Source organism: Vannielia litorea (genome assembly GCF_900142295.1).
GTDB lineage: Bacteria > Pseudomonadota > Alphaproteobacteria > Rhodobacterales > Rhodobacteraceae > Vannielia > Vannielia litorea.
Genome location: NZ_FSRL01000001.1, coordinates 1,538,141 through 1,555,868 on the forward strand (window position 1 = coordinate 1,538,141; position 17,728 = coordinate 1,555,868).

At 67.6% G+C, this 17,728-nt stretch carries 15 protein-coding genes; 8 read left to right on the forward strand and 7 right to left on the reverse strand.

Features of this window, described 5'->3' with window-relative positions:
• Positions 1-43 precede the first annotated feature (43 nt).
• From BUR94_RS07655 to BUR94_RS07665, 3 genes are all read right to left on the reverse strand, one after another.
• Entirely contained in the window at positions 44-1,303 is a 1,260-nt protein-coding gene (locus BUR94_RS07655) for a hypothetical protein (protein ID WP_074255615.1), read from the reverse strand.
• Positions 1,304-1,362: 59 nt separating this feature from the next.
• A complete protein-coding gene (locus BUR94_RS07660) occupies positions 1,363-2,121 on the reverse strand; it encodes a cytochrome c biogenesis CcdA family protein (protein WP_074255616.1) in 759 nt (252 codons plus the stop codon).
• 97 nt (positions 2,122-2,218) lie between these two features.
• Positions 2,219-3,415 (reverse strand): DUF2235 domain-containing protein, encoded by a 1,197-nt coding sequence (locus BUR94_RS07665; protein ID WP_074255617.1) that lies wholly within the window; start codon positions 3,413-3,415, stop codon positions 2,219-2,221.
• Positions 3,416-3,559: 144 nt separating this feature from the next.
• On the opposite strand from BUR94_RS07665, the gene BUR94_RS07670 reads away from it, so the two are divergent.
• The 8 genes from BUR94_RS07670 (at position 3,560) to BUR94_RS07705 (ending at position 13,140) form a co-directional block, all read left to right on the forward strand.
• Positions 3,560-4,249, forward strand: a complete 690-nt coding sequence (locus BUR94_RS07670; RefSeq protein WP_074255618.1) for a hypothetical protein — start codon at positions 3,560-3,562, stop codon at positions 4,247-4,249.
• Positions 4,250-4,384: 135 nt separating this feature from the next.
• Positions 4,385-6,589 (forward strand): NADP-dependent isocitrate dehydrogenase, encoded by a 2,205-nt coding sequence (locus BUR94_RS07675; RefSeq protein WP_074257630.1) that lies wholly within the window; start codon positions 4,385-4,387, stop codon positions 6,587-6,589.
• Positions 6,590-6,680: 91 nt separating this feature from the next.
• Positions 6,681-7,895, forward strand: coding sequence for an NADP-dependent isocitrate dehydrogenase (locus BUR94_RS07680; protein ID WP_074255619.1), 1,215 nt, complete (start codon positions 6,681-6,683; stop codon positions 7,893-7,895).
• Between the two features lie 145 nt (positions 7,896-8,040).
• Positions 8,041-9,513, forward strand: coding sequence for a hypothetical protein (locus tag BUR94_RS07685; RefSeq protein ID WP_074255620.1), 1,473 nt, complete (start codon positions 8,041-8,043; stop codon positions 9,511-9,513).
• Between the two features lie 79 nt (positions 9,514-9,592).
• The gene (locus BUR94_RS07690; RefSeq protein ID WP_074255621.1) at positions 9,593-9,928 is read left to right on the forward strand and encodes a DMT family transporter; all 336 of its coding nucleotides are present in this window, start codon (positions 9,593-9,595) and stop codon (positions 9,926-9,928) included.
• A gap of 90 nt (positions 9,929-10,018) precedes the next feature.
• Positions 10,019-10,630 carry a YitT family protein gene (locus tag BUR94_RS07695; protein WP_074255622.1) on the forward strand — a complete coding sequence of 204 codons (612 nt, stop codon included), beginning with the start codon at positions 10,019-10,021 and terminating at the stop codon, positions 10,628-10,630.
• 58 nt (positions 10,631-10,688) lie between these two features.
• Positions 10,689-12,509 carry a translational GTPase TypA gene (gene typA / locus BUR94_RS07700; RefSeq protein WP_074255623.1) on the forward strand — a complete coding sequence of 607 codons (1,821 nt, stop codon included), beginning with the start codon at positions 10,689-10,691 and terminating at the stop codon, positions 12,507-12,509.
• Positions 12,510-12,555: 46 nt separating this feature from the next.
• Complete coding sequence (locus BUR94_RS07705) at positions 12,556-13,140, forward strand: VOC family protein (protein WP_074255624.1); 585 nt, start codon at positions 12,556-12,558, stop codon at positions 13,138-13,140.
• 8 nt (positions 13,141-13,148) lie between these two features.
• Here BUR94_RS07705 and BUR94_RS07710 read toward each other — a convergent pair whose 3' ends face one another.
• From BUR94_RS07710 to recA, 4 genes are all read right to left on the reverse strand, one after another.
• On the reverse strand, positions 13,149-13,496 hold the full coding sequence (locus tag BUR94_RS07710; RefSeq protein ID WP_074257631.1) for a DMT family protein: 348 nt from the start codon (positions 13,494-13,496) through the stop codon (positions 13,149-13,151).
• A 5-nt stretch (positions 13,497-13,501) separates the two neighbouring features.
• Positions 13,502-13,789, reverse strand: a complete 288-nt coding sequence (locus BUR94_RS07715; RefSeq protein ID WP_074255625.1) for a DUF1330 domain-containing protein — start codon at positions 13,787-13,789, stop codon at positions 13,502-13,504.
• A gap of 3 nt (positions 13,790-13,792) precedes the next feature.
• On the reverse strand, positions 13,793-16,447 hold the full coding sequence (gene alaS, locus BUR94_RS07720) for an alanine--tRNA ligase (RefSeq protein ID WP_074257632.1): 2,655 nt from the start codon (positions 16,445-16,447) through the stop codon (positions 13,793-13,795).
• Between the two features lie 132 nt (positions 16,448-16,579).
• A complete protein-coding gene (recA, locus tag BUR94_RS07725; RefSeq protein WP_074255626.1) occupies positions 16,580-17,671 on the reverse strand; it encodes a recombinase RecA in 1,092 nt (363 codons plus the stop codon).
• Positions 17,672-17,728 lie beyond the last annotated feature (57 nt).

A 17,728-nucleotide genomic window follows, 5' to 3' on the forward strand; every position in this document is an offset into this window, starting at 1 on the left:
ATCCTCGGGTCAAGCCCGAGGATGACGGCGCAAGGTAGAAAGGTCACGCCGCCGCCCGCGAGGTGTAGCGCGAGGCGGGGGTTTCGATGCGGCTCTTCGAGGGCATCCGCGCGGCGTAGCGGGTGGCAAGCGAGAGCGGGCCGGCGGTGATGAGAAAGTAGTCGTAATCGCCGGGCCGATCGAAGGCGCAGAGATACTGGAAGTGCAGGCGGAAGAAGCGGCGCTTCAGGGCGTTCCAGCGTTCGGGCGAGAGGGTTTGGGTGAAGGCGGCTGAAAAGACCAGCGGCCAGCGCTTGCCGGTCTCGGGCGCCACGCCGGTCACGGCGACCGGGTCGCAGAGCGCGAAGGCGCAGCCGTCGCCCGGCGCGGTGACATCGACCCAGGTGATCTGGTCCCACTGGCAGAGGTCGTGCAGGTCTGCACGCAGGCGGTGCGCCTGCGGCAGGAAGCTCACCATCGGCACCACCTGGCCCAGCGACAGGAACGCCAGCCGGGGCCCATGCCCCTGCGTCCAGCCCGAGCGCATGATGTCGGCCAGCACCGAGATGCCGATGTGGGCGCCCGAGGAATGACCGACCACCAGCACCTCGTCCACGTCATCGGCCAGCGCCGCCTCGATCCGGGTGCGGAACTCGGCCATCCGCGCCTCGAGCTCCGGCGGGTTGGCGCCCTTGTGACGGGCGGAATAGCTGTAGTCGTGCATCAGGTAGTAGGCGAAGAACTTGTTGTCTCGCTTGCGGAACCAGCGGAGCACGGCCCAGGCGACCCCGACGAAGAGGATGATGCCGAGCATCAGGCCGGTGGTGCCGAGCGGGATCGGCGTGGGCAGGCTGCGCAGCCCCCAGGCGCCGAGGCGGGCGGCGGCATAGCCGAGGCCAAGCGCGAGCAGGAGCTGGCCGAGCAGGAAGACGATGGGATAGAGCGCCGCGATCACCGGGCCCTTGCGCAGCCGCATCAGCCGGAACAGCGCGCCCGAGGCGATATAGGTCCAGGCGGTGCGCAGCAGCATGGCGTAGGTTGCGGGGATCGAGGGGTTCATCGAGGCCTTCACGATGTCGGACCATAGCAGCACCTCGACGGTGGCATCGGTGACCGCGCCTTCGACGGAGCTTTGCACCGACCAGGCGAAGGGCCCCTGCCCCTTCAGTGCCGACTGGCGGACCTCGTAACCCGAGACCTTCGCCTGCTCGGCGCTTTCCTTGCGGTAGAGCTCGCGGTAGCGGCGCGGGTGGAACGGGTCGTAGCCGGGGATGTAGACCACCCGACGTCGTGCCACGTCCTGCTGTGCCTGTGTCTCTGCCATGTCGTCATCCTTGCCGTTCCGGCCGCCATAGCAAGGGATTTTGGCGAAAGTTGGGAGTCTTACCCCACCGCCGCCAGCGCCGGGAAGATCTCGAGCAGCCAGTAGGAGAAGTCGGAGAAGCCGCCGGTGAGCATCAGCAGGCCGACCGTCCAGAGCAGCAGGCCGGTGATCCGCTCGATCTGGCCCATGTGGCGCTTCATCCAGCCCATCAGCCCCTTGAGCCGCGGGAAGAAGGCGGCGACCGCGAGGAAGGGCAGGCCCAGCCCCAGGGCGTAGATCGCCAGCAGGAAGGCCCCGCGCGACACGTCGCCCTCCATCGCCGCCATCGACAGGATCGCGCCGAGGATCGGGCCGAGGCAGGGGGTCCAGCCGAAGGCGAAGGCGAGGCCCAGCACATAGGCGCCAAGCGCCGAGCCGCCGCGGTCGCCCGCGTCGATCCGGGCCTCGCGGTTGAGGAACGGCAGGGTGAAGATGCCGAGGAAATGCGCGCCGAAGACCATGATGACGGCCCCGGCCGCCATGGTGAACCACTCGCGGTTCTGCAGGAAGAGCCCGCCCATGGCCGAAGCGGCGGCGCCGAGCAGCAGAAAGACGGTGGAAAGCCCGAGCACGAAGAAGGCCGCGGCCACCATCACCCGGCGACGCCCCGAGGAGGCGGCGGGTCCGTCCATCTCGTCCATCGAGATGCCGCCCATGTAGGCGAGATAGGGCGGCACGATGGGCAGCACGCAGGGGCTGACGAAGGAGATCAGCCCGCCGACCGCCGCGAGGAGAATGGCCGGCAGCAGCGCGGCGTCCATGATGTCTATTCCGAACATGCCCTCCGTTTAAGCTGCCGGGCGCGAAGCCGAAAGGCCCTCTGCGCTCACAAGCCCGTGGCGGTTTGTTGCAGGGGGCACGGGCGGGCGGCGCGGTTCAGGGGTCGGGGGCCGTCAGGTCGTCGTGGAAGGGGGTGAGCGCGGGCGGGCGATAGCCGGGGAGGCTGGCGTAGCGGGTGCGGGCGAAGGGCGAGATATCCCAGGCGTAGTCGGGGCCGATGGAGACCGTGGTGGTGCCGCCGGTGGCGGGGTCCGGCACCTCCATCCGGCCGGCCCGGTCGAGCACGCGGCGGCGCAGCAGGCGGGTCGACAGGCTGGGCGGCGCGGACTGGTTGAACAGCGAGGGTTCGAGCGGATTTTCCTCGGCGGCGAAGACGGCGAGCGCGGTGGGGTCGAACTCCAGCCCCTGGGCCATGGCCCCCTCCACCACCCAGCGCAGGGTGATGTTGGAAAGGCCGGTGATGTCGCCACCGCCGCCGACCGAGCCGTGATCGCCCGCGAACCAGAGTTGCTGGTAGTTGCGCTTGCGCTCGGGATCCTCGCGGTTGAGCTCGCCCAGGTTGCCCCAGAGCGTGGGCGGAAAGCTCTTGCGGCGCTCGTCGATGGAGACGGCGTGGCGCGCGGCCATGACCATGCCGCTGAGCTGGGTATCGTGAAAGCCCTGGCTCCGGTTGAAGAGCGACGAGAGCCACTTGTAGTGGCCTGGGATGCCGAGCGCACCGACGGTATCCCAGATGCCGAGGTAGGTGACGGTGAGCAGGGGCGGCACCACGAGGCCCTGGGCGGCGCGCCAGTCGGCCTCTTTCTGCGATGTGACCACGTCGGGCGAATAGCCGAGGCGGAACCTGTGGCTCTCCTCGCTGGAGGGCTTGGTCTCGGGCGCGTTGGAGCGGTAGCGCTTGAGCGCCTCGCCCGCCTTCCAGGCCTCGGTGTGGCGCGGCAGGCCGGAGGCGCGGATCAGCCCCACCAGCGAGCGCGCGGTGAAGGCCCCGCGGGAAAAGCCGAAGACGAAGATCTCGTCGCCCGGCTCGTATTGCTCGATCAGGAAGGTGTAGCCGGCGAGGATGTTGGCGGTGACCCCCACGCCGAAGGCGCCGCCGATGATCCGGTCGGCGTGCTTGCGCCAGCCGGACTTGCCGAAGCCGGTGCCGACGCCGGGGATATACTTGAGGATCTGGGTGGTGCCATCGGCCGCCGTGCGGCGGGCGATCCGGTGCAGGTGGAACACGTTGGTTGGATGGGTGGCGTCGGGCCGGTTCCAGGTGCCGTCGCAGAAAATCGCGATGCGCTTCATGGGTAATGCTCCAGGGTCAAATGCTCCGGGCGGGCCCGGCGGGAAATACGGCCATTCTACCATAGGATGTGCGCCCTGTCGCCGGTCGGGTGACAGCGCATCGGGCCGTGGCTAGGGTGGCTGGAGGAGCGAGAGGGAGTGCCCATGTCGGAGACCGCCATCATCCTCCTCGTCGCGGTGGTGTTCCTGGGCCAGATCGTGCTGGTGGGGGCCTTGCTGTGGTGGGCGAAAAAGCGCGACGCGCTGCTGCGCGCCCATTGCGCGGCGGCGGGTTGGAGCTTTGCGACGGCGCGCGAGGGGCGGCGGAGCGTGACCCGCATCGCCAGCCCGCGCGAGGGCTGGGAGCTGCGGATCGTGGTGCAGCGGTCGGCGGGCGGGCAATCGGGCAGTTCGACCCGGCACACGGAGTGGCGCGATCCGTCGCTGGCCCTGCCGCACGGGCTTTCGCTGCTTACGCTCGACATACCGGCCGGGAAGGCCGCGGATGTGGAGCGCTTTGCCGGCATGCTGGGCGGCAGCCTGGGGCAGGCGATGCTGGGCCGTCTCCTGGGCAGCATGGCCGAGGAGGTGCCGGACCTGAAGGCGGTGCCGCTCGACGGCAGCCCGGCGCTGCTGATGGCCACCCCCGGCGCGGAAGATGCCCTGCGGCCCATCGCGCTGCACCCTGCGCTCGAGGCGAGCGCCCTGCCCCGCAGCGCGCGGCCGGCGGTGATCCGAAGCCGCGAAGGTCTGGCGCTGAGGTTGCACGGCGCGATCAGGCGGCCCGATCAGATCGACGCGCTGGTGGCGCTGGGGCGGACGCTGGCCACGGCCCTGCGCGCCTCGGAAAACTGACGCCTGCGACAAGCGGTATACAACGGCATACCTTCCATGCGGCGGGGATTTCGGCTAGGAGTGCGCCAGCCGTCCGATTCCGCGCCGCAGCGTGGAGCGGACTTGTTTCAAGCAATGAGCGAGGGGGCTCCCGAGATGGCCGACACCAACACGCCCGACATCATCTACACCAAGGTCGACGAGGCCCCGGAACTGGCCAGCGCCTCGCTACTGCCGATCATCCAGCGCTTTGCCAAGGCCGCCGGCATCACCGTGGGCACCAAGGACATTTCGCTCGCGGGCCGCATCCTCTCCGCCTTCCCCGACCACCTGAAGGCGGACCAGCGCATTGCCGACGATCTCGCCGAACTGGGCGAGCTGGTAAAGACGCCCGAGGCCAACGTGATCAAGCTGCCCAACATCTCGGCCTCCGAGCCGCAGCTCGTGGCCGCGGTGAAGGAATTGCAGGACAAGGGCTTTGCCCTGCCCGACTACCCCTATGCCCCCGAGACCGCCGAAGAGAAGGCCGTGCGCGCCAAGTATGACGCGATCAAGGGCTCGGCGGTGAACCCGGTGCTGCGCGAGGGCAACTCCGACCGCCGCGCCGCCACGGCCGTCAAGAACTATGCCCAGGCCAACCCGCACCGGATGGGCGACTGGTCGAAAGAGAGCAAGACCCGCGTGGCCTCGATGGCGGGCGACGACTTTTTCTCCAACGAGGTGTCGGCCACGCTCGACAAGGCCGCGACCGCGAAGATCGTGCTGGAGGGCGCCTCGGGCGAGACCGTGCTGAAGGAGGGCGTGAGCTACCCCGCCGGAACCGTGGTGGATGCCACCTTCATGTCCGCCGCGGCGCTCGATGACTTTCTCGCCGCCGAGATCGAGAAGACCAAATCGGAGGGCGTGCTCTTTTCGCTGCACATGAAGGCCACGATGATGAAGGTCTCCGACCCGATCATCTTTGGCCATGCAGTGAAGGCCTGGCTCGCCCCGGTGTTCGACACGTTCGGCGACAGGCTCGATGCGCTGGGCGTCAACCCCAATGGCGGCCTGGGCGCCCTGCTCGACAAGGTGAAGGACGAGCCCGAGATCGTTGCAGCCATTGAAGAAACCACCGCCGCCCGCCCGCCGATGTACATGGTGAACTCCGACAAGGGCATCACCAACCTGCATGTGCCCTCCGACGTCATCATCGACGCCTCCATGCCCGCGCTGATCCGCGCCGGCGGCAAGGGCTGGGGCCCGGACGGCAAGGAGCACGACACCGTCTGCGTGATCCCCGACAACAGCTATGCACCGGTCTATGACGAGGCCATCGAGTTCTTCAAGCAGAACGGCAAGCTGAACCCGGCCACCGCCGGCACCGTGCAGAACCTCGGGCTGATGGCGCAGAAGGCCGAGGAGTACGGCTCGCACCCGACCACCTTCGAGATCGCCGAGGACGGCGTGGTGAAGATGGTGCTGGACGACGGCACCGTGCTGCACGAGCACAAGGTTCAGAAGGGCGACATCTGGCGCTCCGCCTCGGCCCGCAAGGCGCCGATCGAGGATTGGGTGAACCTCGCCATCGCCCGGCAGAAGGCCACGGGCTATCGCTCGATCTTCTGGCTCGATGCCAGCCGCGCCCATGACGCCGAGCTGATCGCATACGTGAAGCCCCTGCTCGAAGCCGCTGGCGTGGCTGACAAATTCGAGATCATGGCCCCGCGTGAGGCGACCCGTGCCTCGCTGGAGACCATCACCCGGGGCGAGAACACCATTGCCATCACCGGCAACGTGCTGCGCGACTACCTGACCGACCTCTTCCCGATCCTCGAGCTGGCCACCTCGGCCAAGATGCTCTCGATCGTCAAGCTGATGCAGGGCGGCGGGCTCTTCGAGACCGGCGCGGGCGGCTCGGCGCCCAAGCACGTGCAGCAGCTCCACGAGGAGAACCACCTGCGCTGGGACTCGCTGGGCGAGTTCTGCGCGCTGGGCGAGAGCTTCCGCTTCCTCGCGGAGGTGAAGGGCAACGCCAAGGCGAAGGTGCTGGGCGACGCGGTGGATGCCGCGACCCAGGGCATCCTCGACCATGACCGCTCGCCCTCGCGCAAGGTGGGCGAGCCCGACAACCGCGACAGCCACTACTGGTTTGCCCGCTTTTGGGCCGAGGCGCTGGCCGCCCAGGGCGAGGACGCGGAGCTGGCCGCCGAGTTTGCGCCCATCGCCGAGGCATTGGCCGAGGGCGAGGCCCAAATTACCGGCGAGCTGGCCGCCGCACAGGGCAAACCGGCCGATACCGGTGGCTATTACATGAACGATCCGGCCAAGCTGGCCGCGGTGATGCGCCCGAGCGCCACGCTCAACGCGATCATCGGTTGATATCACGCGCGGCGGCCCCAAAGGCCGCCGCCGGTTTACTGGCGCTCAACCTGGGCGCCCTATAGCTGCGGCAGAGATGCAAGGAGCCAAGATGTCGAAGATCAAAGTCGAAAACCCGATGGTCGAGATCGACGGCGACGAGATGACCCGGATCATCTGGGACTTCATCAAGAAAAAGCTGATCGAGCCCTATCTCGACATCGACCTGCTCTACTACGACCTCGGCATCGAGGAGCGCGACCGCACCAACGACCAGATCACGATTCAAGCCGCCGAGAAGATCAAGGAAGTGGGCGTCGGCGTGAAATGCGCCACCATCACGCCCGACGAGGCGCGGGTCGAGGAATTTGGCCTGAAGCAGATGTGGAAGAGCCCCAACGGCACGATCCGCAACATCCTCGGCGGCGTGGTCTTTCGCCAGCCGATCATCTGCCGGAACGTGCCCCGCCTCGTGCCCGGCTGGACCTCGCCCATCGTGGTGGGCCGCCATGCCTTCGGCGACCAGTACAAGGCGACCGACTTTCATTTTCCCGGCAAGGGCCAGCTCACCATGAAGTTCGTGGGCGAGGATGGCGAGGTGATCGAGAAGGTCGTCTACGACGCGCCCTCGGCGGGCGTCTACATGGGCATGTACAACCTCGACGACTCGATCACCGACTTTGCCCGCGCGAGCTTCAACTACGGGCTCAACATCGGCTGGCCGGTCTACCTGAGCACCAAGAACACCATCCTCAAGGCCTATGACGGGCGGTTCAAGGACATCTTCCAGAAGGTCTACGAGGAGGAGTTCGAGGAGAGGTTCAAGGCAGCGAACATCTGGTACGAGCACCGGCTGATCGACGACATGGTGGCCTGCGCACTCAAGTGGAACGGCAAGTTCGTCTGGGCCTGCAAGAACTACGATGGCGACGTGCAGTCCGATACCGTGGCGCAGGGCTTCGGCAGCCTGGGCATGATGACCTCGCAACTGCTCACGCCCGACGGCAAGATCGTGGAGGCCGAGGCCGCCCATGGCACGGTGACCCGGCACTACCGGCAGCACCAGGAGGGCAAGAGCACCTCGACCAACTCCATCGCCTCGATCTTCGCCTGGACCGGCGGGCTGCGCCATCGCGCCAAGCTCGACGACAACGCCGCGCTGATGGGCTTTGCGGAAACGCTGGAGAAGGTGATCGTGGAGACGGTGGAGAGCGGCCACATGACCAAGGACCTGGCCCTGCTGGTCGGCCCCGACCAGGGCTGGCTCACCACCATCGGCTTTCTCGAAAAGATCGACGAGAACCTGAACAAGGCGCTGGCGGGCTGAGGCGCACGGCCCATGGGCAGGGCTTTTCACGCTTTTTTCGCCCCAGGCATCGCCCGGCTCCGATAGGCTGAGGCAGGACCAGCCGGCACGGGCCGCGAGCCCCCTGCCCGCCGCTGGCCCGCTGTGGCTGCCAGGGGAGCGCGCGATGACATGGTCCGAGGCTGATATCGTCAATCCGGTCTCTACCCCGCCCCGGTTTGCCGGCCATATCGCCATGGCCGGGCACCGCGACGAGGTCTACCTCGTCGGGCGGCAACAGGGAGACAGCGCCTTTACCCAGCTCCGCCGGTTCGCCAATGGTGCGGGCGGCATGACGGCCTGGTTCGATGACGGGCGGTTTGCGGGCGATGACCCGCACGCCCAGGCGGGGCTGGCCGTGCATGACGGGTGGGTGCACTGCGTGCTGGCGGGCAGCGCCGGGATGGAGCACTGGAGGCTGCGGCGCGGCAGCTTCGAGAAGCTGGGCGAGATCCCCGGCCACAAGAGCCATGCGCCGCCCTCCTTGGCCAGTGACGGCGCCGTGCTGCACATGGTGCATCTGGGCTTTCTCAACAAGCGGCTGTTCTACACCACCTTCGAGAACGGCGCCTGGAGCGCGGGCCAGTGGCTGCACCGCCTCCAGAGCCACGTGCCGCCGGTGGTGAGCTGCAACCAGGGCAACGTGCAGATCTTCACCACCGATGCGAGCGGGCGGGTGCGGATGATCGAGAAACACCGCACCGCGGGCGGGTTTCAGCAGATGGACATGGCGCATGGCATGGGCCGCGGCACCACCGCTTTGGCCGCATGCCATTTTGACCAGTCCGACGGGCTTGGCCTGATCTCCATGCGCCCGCGTCCCGGCCCGACGACCCACCTGCCGCCGCCGAACCTGCTGACCTGCGCCGTGTTTCGGCGCGGGCCCCGCGCGGGCCGGGGAATCTGGACGGGTGCGCGCAGGCTGGAGCGGTTCGTTCCCGCCCTGCCCGGCCGGATCGCCGCCGCCCGGACCCGACGCCACCTGCACCTCGTCTGGCTCGACCATCTCGGCCGGGCCCATGCCGCCTGGAACGGTGCGACACGGATGGGAGACGTGCGGATCGGGTTCAAGATCGCGCGGCCGGTGCTCGCCACCTGGCTGGCGGGCGACACGCTGGAGCGCCGCGCAAGACGGCTCACCGCGGGGGCGAACGGGCTGCTCGGCCGATACGGGGTGAACGTGCGGCAGGCCGCACCGCCTCAGGTGATCGACCTTCAGCCCGACCTGCTGGACCTCGACACCGGCGGCTGCGTGTTCCGGTCACGCAGCGAGGAGCTCGATCGGCTCAACAGCCACCGGGCCGGGCTCTCCCCGCGTGATGTTGCCTGCTACATCGTGCCCCGGATCGGCAATGGCGTCGTGGGATGCGCCTTTCTGCGCTACGACGGGCTGGCGATGATCCCCGACACCGATGGCGTGAACCAGCCCGATACCGAGACGGTGGTTCTGGCCCACGAGATCGGCCATGTCCTCGGCCTCGAGCATGTCGATCCGGCGCGCGCGCCATTCAACATCATGGCGGGTGCCGGGCCGCTGGGGCAACGGCTGACCCCGCAGCAGGCCACGCAGATGATGACCGACCCCAACGTGCTCATCTGACCCGCTCTCCGGCACTGGCGCCGGTTCGAAATTCAGGCTAGGCGGAGAGCGTTCTCCCCCTCCCTGCCCCGGTGCGCCCATGCCCAAGACCTATCTCTTTCTCGTGCTCGCCATCCTCGCGGAGACCATCGGCACGGTGGCGCTTCCGGCCACCAGGGGGTTTACCCGGCTCGCGCCCGCGCTGGTGGTGGTGGCGGCCTATGCGGTGTCGTTCTACTTTCTGTCGCTGACGGTGAAGGTCATGCCGGTGGGGGTGGTCTATGCCATCTGGTCGGGGCTGGGGATCGTGCTGATCGCGGTGATGGGCTTTCTGCTCTACAACCAGCGGCTCGACCTGCCTGCGGTGATCGGCCTGGGGCTGATCCTTTCGGGCGTCCTCGTGCTGCATCTTTTCTCGGCAACCACCGGCCACTGAGGCCCGCCGCGCAGGCAGGCGACGCCACGTTACGCCCTGCCCCCCACGACGGGGTTTGACGGCAGCCTGCCGCCGGGCCAGAGGGGCGGCATGGCGCTTGCAGACGAGAAACCGCATTACACCCCGCTCGAGGACATCCAGGGCCTCGTCATCGCCTCGGCGCAGGCCGCGCTCGGCGTGCACCTGCTGCGCGCGGCGGGGCTGATCTCGTCGGGGACGGCGGGCACGGCGCTGATCATTGCCTATCTCTCGGGCTGGTCCTTCGGGCTGGTGTTCTTTGTCATCAACATTCCCTTCTACGCCCTTGCCTGGGTGGCGCGCGGGCCGGTCTTCTGCCTCAAATCGCTGGGGGCCGTGACGCTGCTGTCGGTGATGGCGGAGGCGCTGAAGCCTGTGCTGGTGATCGCCTCGGTCCACCCGGCGGGCGCGGCGCTGCTCTTCGGCGTGGCCGCCGGAGTCGGGTTGCTGGGCCTCTTCCGCCATTCGGCCTCGCTTGGCGGCGTGTCGATCATCGCGCTCATCCTGCAGGACAAATACGGCTTTCGCGCGGGCTGGACGCAGCTCATCCATGACCTCGTGCTCTTCACCGTCGCCGCCTTCGTGCTGCCGCTCTCGGCGGTCGGATGGTCGCTGCTGGGAGCGGTGGTGCTCAATCTCGTCGTGGCGTTCAACCACCGCCGCGACTGGTATGTCGTCACTTGAGACTGGCCTTTCGCTGCGGTGCAGGATATGCGCGGCCCGAACAGTCAAAGAGAGCCAAATGGAACTGCGCAACATCGCCATCATCGCCCACGTCGACCACGGCAAGACGACCCTGGTGGACGAGCTCCTCAAGCAATCCGGCGCCTTCCGCGAGAACCAGGCGGTGGCAGAGCGTGCGATGGACAGCAACGACCTCGAGCGCGAGCGCGGGATCACCATCCTCGCCAAGTGCACGAGCGTGGAGTGGAAGGGCGCGCGGATCAACATCGTCGACACCCCCGGCCACGCCGATTTTGGCGGCGAGGTGGAGCGCATTCTCTCCATGGTCGACGGCGTGGTGCTGCTGGTCGATGCGGCCGAAGGCCCGATGCCGCAGACCAAGTTCGTGACCTCCAAGGCGCTCGCCCTCGGCCTCCGGCCCATCGTCGTGCTCAACAAGGTCGACAAGCCCGACGCCGAGCCCGACCGCGCGCTCGACGAGGTCTTCGACCTTTTCGCCGCGCTGGATGCCGACGAGGACCAGCTCGACTTTCCGCATCTCTATGCCTCGGGCCGCAACGGCTGGTGCGACACCGAGCTGGACGGGCCGCGCAAGAACCTCGACGCGCTCTTCCGCCTTGTCCTCGACCATGTGCCCGCGCCCAAGCAGCAAAAGCACGCCGACGAGGATTTTCGCATGCTGGCCACCACGCTGGGCGCCGACCCGTTCATCGGGCGCACCCTCACGGGGCGGGTGGAATCGGGCCGCATCAAGCCGGGCGCGACGGTGCAGGCGCTCACCCGCAACGGCCAGAAGATCGAGCAGTTCCGCGTGAGCAAGATCCAGGCCTTCCGTGGCCTCGGGCTTCAGGAGATCCCCGAGGCGGTGGCGGGCGATATCGTCACCCTCGCGGGCATGGCCAAGGCGACCGTGTCGGACACCATCTGCGCGCTGGCCGTGGAAGAGCCGATCGACGCGCAGCCGATCGACCCGCCGACCATCTCGGTGACCTTCGGCATCAATGACAGCCCGCTTGCGGGCCGTGACGGCAAGAAGGTGCAGAGCCGGGTCATCCGCGAACGCCTCCTGAAGGAAGCCGAGCAGAACGTGGCGATCAAGGTGACAGACACGCCCGGCGGCGAGGCCTTCGAGGTCGCCGGCCGGGGCGAGTTGCAGATGGGCGTGCTGATCGAGAACATGCGCCGCGAGGGCTTCGAGCTTTCGATCTCGCGCCCGCAGGTGCTGTTCCGCGAGGAAAACGGCCAGAAGCTGGAGCCGATCGAGGAAGTCACCATCGACGTGGATGACGAGCACTCCGGCGCGGTGATCGAAAAGATCACCGGCGCGCGCAAGGGCGACCTGGTGGAGATGAAGCCCGCGGGCGCCGGCAAGACCCGGATCATCGCCCATGTGCCCTCGCGGGGGCTCATCGGCTATCACGGCGAGTTCCTGACCGACACGCGCGGCACCGGTGTGCTGAACCGCGTGTTTCACAGCTGGGCACCGCACAAGGGCCCGATCCCGGGCCGCCGCGCGGGCGTGCTGATCTCGATGGAGCCCGGCGAGGCCGTGGCCTATGCGCTGTGGAACCTCGAGGATCGGGGCCGCATGTTCATCGGGGCGCAGACGCCCGTCTACACCGGCATGATCATCGGCGAGCACAGCCGCGACAACGATCTCGAGGTGAACCCGCTCAAGGGCAAGAAGCTGACCAACGTGCGGGCCTCGGGCACCGACGAGGCAGTGCGGCTGACCACGCCCATCACCCACTCGCTCGAAGAAGCGATTGCCTACATCAACGACGACGAGCTGGTGGAGGTCACGCCCAACGCGATCCGCCTGCGCAAGCGGCACCTCGATCCGCATGAGCGCAAGAAGGCTGCGCGCTCGGAGGGGTAGTCGGCGGGCCTCCCGCGCCCTAGGGTTTGGGCAAAGGGAGGTTCAGATGCAGAAAATCCAGACCCAGGGGGTGCACCACATCACCCTGACCGGCGCCGACCGGCAAACCTCGATCGACTTCTGGGAGGGCGTGCTGGGCATGCCCTTCCTCTTCGAGCAGCCCAACCTCGACAATGCCGACGAGAGCCACCTCTACTTCGATCCGGGCGACGGGCGGCTCATCACCATCTTCACCCATGAAGAGCGCAAGCCGGACCGGCGGCGCACGCCCACCGAGCCGGGATGCGTGCATCACCTCGCCTTCATCGTCTCCAAGGCCACCTGGAACCAGGCAGAGGCGCGGCTCGAGGCACGCGGCATCGGCCATTCCGGGCCCAAGGACCGGGGCTTCATGGATTCGCTCTACTTCAAGGATCCGCTCGGCCTGCTGATCGAGCTGGCCGCCTACAAGTTCGAGCCGCCCGCAGGCTGCACCCATGCCGAGGTGCTGGCCGAGGCACACCGGCTGCGGGTGGCCGCAGGCGACGAGGCCATTGCCGACGAGCACCTGGCCGATGCGATCGAGGCGCTGGTGGAACGGCGCAGCGCCACCCTCTCGGACGACCGCAGCGCAAAGAACCCCTACGCCTGAGCCCGGGTCTAGAACGGCCCCTTGAAGATGAAGAAGGCGCCGAGCGCGATGAAGCCGAACCCGAGCGCGTGGTTCAGCGTCAGCGCCTCCTTCAGGTAGGTGATCGAGAAACCGGCGAAGACCACCAGGCTGATGATCTCCTGGATGGTCTTCAACTCCGCCGCGCTGTAGCTGGCATGGCCGATCCGGTTGGCCGGGACGGCGAGGCAGTACTCGATCAGCGCGATCCCCCAGCTGGCGAGGATCACCAGCCCGAGCGGCGCCGTCGGGAACTTGAGATGGCCATACCAGGCCAGCGTCATGAAGACGTTGGAGGCGGCCAGCAGGACGATGGGCAGCAGCGTCGTGGCGCTCAGGGACGTTACTCCGAGGTCTCGACGACCATCAGCTCGCGCTCGCTGGCCCCGCGGGCATGGTCGAGCGCGGCCTGGTACTCGGGCGAGTTGTAGCACTCCACCGCCGCCTCGACGGAGGGGAACCGGGCCACCACGTTACGCGGCCGCTCCTTGCCCTCGAGTTGCACGAACCGGCCGCCGCGGGCGATGAAGCTGCCGCCATGCTTGGCGATGGCCGGGCCTGCCAGCTCGGCATATTTGCCATAGGCCTCGGCGTCGGAAACGGTGACGTGGGCGATCCAGAGTGCGGGCATGTCCTATCCTCCGATGACAGCTTCGGCAGCGGCAATGGCCTCGGCGGCCTTCGAGGGGTCCGAGCCGCCGCCCTGCGCCATGTCGGGCCGACCGCCACCACCCTTGCCGCCGAGCTTTTCGACCGCGGCCTTCACAAGGTCCACCGCCGAGAGCTTGTCGGTCAGGTCGGCGGTCACGCCCGCCGCCACGGCGGCCTTGCCCCCGGCATCGGCCACCAAGAGCACCGCGCCGGAGCCGAGCTTCTCCTTGTGGGCGTCGATGAGACCGGGCAGATCCTTGCCGGTCACCCCGGAAAGCGCTTGAGCAATGAAGGCTATGCCATTGATATCCTTGGCTTCGGCCTTGGCCTCGCCGCCGCCCGACATGGCCAGTTGCTGGCGCAGCTGGGCGACCTCGTTGGTCAGGCTCTTGCGTTCGTCGAGCAGGCTCTTGAGGCGTGTGATCACATCTGGGCCGGACGCCTTGAGCAGCCCCTCGACCTGTGCGAGCGCCACGTCGCGGCTGCGCAGCTCGGCCAGGGCGGCCTGCCCGGTCAGCGCCTCGATCCGGCGGACACCGGCGGAGCTGGCGGCCTCCGAGGTGAGCGCGAAGGCCCCGATGTCGCCGGTCCGGCCGACATGGGTGCCGCCGCAAAGCTCGATCGACCAGGTCTTGCCGTCACTGCCCTTGCCGGTGTCGGCGCGGCCCATGCTGACCACCCGCACCTCGTCGCCGTATTTTTCGCCAAACAGCGCCTGGGCGCCGATGGCGCGGGCGTCGTCGGGGGTCATGATCCGGGTTTCGACCGGGGTGTTCTGACGGATGAAGGCGTTGACCTCGCGCTCCACCTGGGCGACCTCCTCAGGGCTCAACGCCTTCCCGTGAGAAAAGTCGAACCGCAGCCGGTCGGGCGCGTTCAGCGAGCCGCGCTGCGCCACGTGATCGCCGAGCGCTGCGCGGAGGGCCTCGTGCAGCAGGTGGGTGGCGGAGTGGTTGGCGCGGATCAGGCTGCGGCGGTCGTGATCGACCGTCAGCTCGGCGCCCTGCCCCAGCTCCAGCGTGCCCTCCTCGACCCGGGCGAAATGGATGAAGACGCCCGCCACCTTGCGGGTGTCGGTGATCACCGCGCGGCCCGTCTCGGTCTTGACCCGGCCCTCGTCGCCGACCTGGCCACCGCTCTCTGCGTAGAACGGGGTCTGGTTGACAACCAGTTGAATTTCATCGCCTTTCGAGACCGAAGTCACCTTGTTGCCGGCCTTCACCAGCGCCAGGATCTGGCCCTCGGCCACCTCGGTGTCGTAACCCAGAAACTCGGTGGTGCCCTTCTCCTCGGCGAGGTCGAACCAGAGCGCCTCGTCGGCGGCGTCACCGGTGCCGGCCCAGGCCGCGCGGGCCTTGGCCTTCTGCTCGGCCATCGCCACGTCGAACCCGGCGGTATCCACCGCCCGGCCCTTCTCGCGGAGCGCGTCCTGCGTGAGATCGAGCGGGAAGCCATAGGTGTCGTAGAGCTTGAAGGCGGTCGCACCGGGCAGTTCGGCCCCCTCGGGCAGGTTGCCCAACTCGTCATCCAGCAGTTTCAGCCCGCGATCGAGGGTCTGGCGGAAGCGGGTTTCCTCGGCCAGCAGTGTCTCTTCGATGAGCGCCTTGGCGCGGCCCAGCTCGGGGTAGGCGCCGCCCATCTGGCGCACAAGTTCGGGCACCAGCCGGTGCATCATCGGGTCCTTCGTGCCCAACAGGTGGGCATGGCGCATGGCCCGGCGCATGATGCGCCGCAGCACGTAGCCGCGCCCCTCGGCCGAGGGCATGACCCCGTCGGCGATCAGGAAGGAGGTCGAGCGCAGGTGGTCGGCGATCACCCGGTGGTGGATCTTGCCCGCGCCGTCCGGGTCGGTCGAGCTGGCGTTGGCCGAGGCCTCGATCAGCGCGCGGATCAGGTCGGTCGAATAGTTGTCGTTGGTGCCCTGCAGCAGCGCGGCGACCCGCTCGATGCCCATGCCGGTGTCGATCGACTGCGCCTCGAGCTCGCGGCGGGTGCCATCCTCGAACTGCTCGTACTGCATGAAGACGAGGTTCCAGATCTCGACGAAGCGGTCGCCATCCTCCTCGGGCGAGCCGGGAGGGCCGCCCCAGTATTTCTCGCCGTGATCGTAGAAGATTTCGGTGCAGGGGCCGCAGGGGCCGGTCGGACCCATCTGCCAGAAGTTGTCGTTGGTGGCGATGCGGATGATCCGGTCGTCGGGCAGGCCTGCAACCTTCTTCCACAGATCGGCGGCCTCGTCATCGGTATGGTAGACCGTGACCAGCAGCTTGGACGGATCGATGCCCAGCTCCTTGGTGACCATCTCCCAGGCAAAGGGAATCGCCTGCTCCTTGAAGTAGTCGCCGAAGGAGAAATTCCCCATCATTTCAAAGAAAGTGTGGTGCCGCGCGGTGTAGCCGACGTTGTCCAGGTCGTTGTGCTTGCCGCCGGCGCGCACGCATTTCTGCGCCGTGGTCGCCCGCTTGTAGTCGCGGTGTTCGACCCCGGTGAAGAGGTTCTTGAACTGCACCATGCCGGAGTTGGCAAAGAGCAGCGTGGGGTCGTTGCGGGGCACCAGCGGCGAGCTGTCGACAACCTCGTGGCCCTGGCGGGCGAAGTAATCGAGAAAGGCGGTGCGGATGTCGTTGAGCGTGCGCATGATCATGTTCCGGGTGGGCGGACGTGAAGGTTCGCGCAGGTTTAGCCCCCTGCCCCGGTGCTGTCCACGGGCGAATGCGAAAAGGGCGGCCGTGGCGGGCCGCCCTTGCGTATCGTGGCCCTGTGGTGCGGGTCAGCTCTCGAACATCTCGTCGTCGGCGCTGCCGCTGTCCTCGTCGGAGCCGCCGAAGTCGAGCCCGTGGGAGGCGCGGATCTTGTCCTCGATCTCCCAGGCCATGTCGGGATTGTCCTTCAGGAACTGCTTGGCGTTCTCCCGTCCCTGGCCGATGCGCTCGTCACCGTAGGAGAACCAGGCGCCGGATTTCTCCACCACGCCGGCCTTCACGCCGAGGTCGAGCAGCTCGCCGGTCTTGGAGATGCCCTCGCCATACATGATGTCGAATTCCACCTGCTTGAACGGCGGGGCGACCTTGTTCTTCACCACCTTCACGCGGGTCGCGTTGCCCACCACCTCGTCGCGATCCTTGATCGCCCCGATGCGGCGGATGTCGAGGCGCACCGAGCTGTAGAACTTCAGCGCGTTGCCGCCGGTGGTGGTTTCGGGAGAGCCGAACATCACGCCGATCTTCATGCGGATCTGGTTGATGAAGATCACCATGCACTTGGAGCGGCTGATCGAGCCGGTCAGCTTGCGCATGGCCTGGCTCATCAGGCGGGCGTGGACGCCCACGCTCGAGTCGCCCATGTCGCCCTCGAGCTCGGACTTGGGCGTGAGCGCGGCGACCGAGTCGACGATCACCATGCTGACCGCGCCGGAGCGCACCAGCGTATCGGTGATCTCGAGCGCCTGCTCGCCAGTGTCGGGCTGGGAGATCAGCAGCTCGTCGAGATCGACGCCCAGCTTCTTGGCATATTGCGGGTCCAGCGCGTGTTCGGCGTCGACGAAGGCGCAGACGCCGCCCTTCTTCTGCTCTTCGGCCACGCAATGCAGCGTCAGCGTGGTCTTGCCCGAGCTTTCCGGCCCGTAGATTTCGATGATGCGGCCCTTGGGCAGGCCGCCGATGCCAAGCGCGATGTCGAGGCCGAGCGAGCCGGTCGATGTGGCCTCGATGTCGGGCAGCGCGTTCTCGCCGCCGAGCTTCATGATCGAGCCCTTGCCGAACTGCCGCTCGATCTGTGCGAGCGCGCTGTCGAGCGCCTTCTGCTTGTCGCTGTCGCCTGCCTTGCCGTCTTTGCCCATGTCCAGAATTTTCGCTGTGGCCATTGTTTGCGTCCTTATCCCATATGCCGCCGGGAGCGGCAATGACTGCTGCTGTTCACC

Bases quoted from the DNA above. Each gene is read 5' to 3' on its own strand.
- BUR94_RS07655 (WP_074255615.1), bottom strand. From the start codon at position 1,303: ATGGCAGAGACACAGGCACAGCAGGACGTGGCACGACGTCGGGTGGTC.
- BUR94_RS07660 (WP_074255616.1), bottom strand. From the start codon at position 2,121: ATGTTCGGAATAGACATCATGGACGCCGCGCTGCTGCCGGCCATTCTC.
- BUR94_RS07665 (WP_074255617.1), bottom strand. From the start codon at position 3,415: ATGAAGCGCATCGCGATTTTCTGCGACGGCACCTGGAACCGGCCCGAC.
- BUR94_RS07670 (WP_074255618.1), top strand. From the start codon at position 3,560: ATGTCGGAGACCGCCATCATCCTCCTCGTCGCGGTGGTGTTCCTGGGC.
- BUR94_RS07675 (WP_074257630.1), top strand. From the start codon at position 4,385: ATGGCCGACACCAACACGCCCGACATCATCTACACCAAGGTCGACGAG.
- BUR94_RS07680 (WP_074255619.1), top strand. From the start codon at position 6,681: ATGTCGAAGATCAAAGTCGAAAACCCGATGGTCGAGATCGACGGCGAC.
- BUR94_RS07685 (WP_074255620.1), top strand. From the start codon at position 8,041: ATGACATGGTCCGAGGCTGATATCGTCAATCCGGTCTCTACCCCGCCC.
- BUR94_RS07690 (WP_074255621.1), top strand. From the start codon at position 9,593: ATGCCCAAGACCTATCTCTTTCTCGTGCTCGCCATCCTCGCGGAGACC.
- BUR94_RS07695 (WP_074255622.1), top strand. From the start codon at position 10,019: ATGGCGCTTGCAGACGAGAAACCGCATTACACCCCGCTCGAGGACATC.
- typA (WP_074255623.1), top strand. From the start codon at position 10,689: ATGGAACTGCGCAACATCGCCATCATCGCCCACGTCGACCACGGCAAG.
- BUR94_RS07705 (WP_074255624.1), top strand. From the start codon at position 12,556: ATGCAGAAAATCCAGACCCAGGGGGTGCACCACATCACCCTGACCGGC.
- BUR94_RS07715 (WP_074255625.1), bottom strand. From the start codon at position 13,789: ATGCCCGCACTCTGGATCGCCCACGTCACCGTTTCCGACGCCGAGGCC.
- alaS (WP_074257632.1), bottom strand. From the start codon at position 16,447: ATGCGCACGCTCAACGACATCCGCACCGCCTTTCTCGATTACTTCGCC.
- recA (WP_074255626.1), bottom strand. From the start codon at position 17,671: ATGGCCACAGCGAAAATTCTGGACATGGGCAAAGACGGCAAGGCAGGC.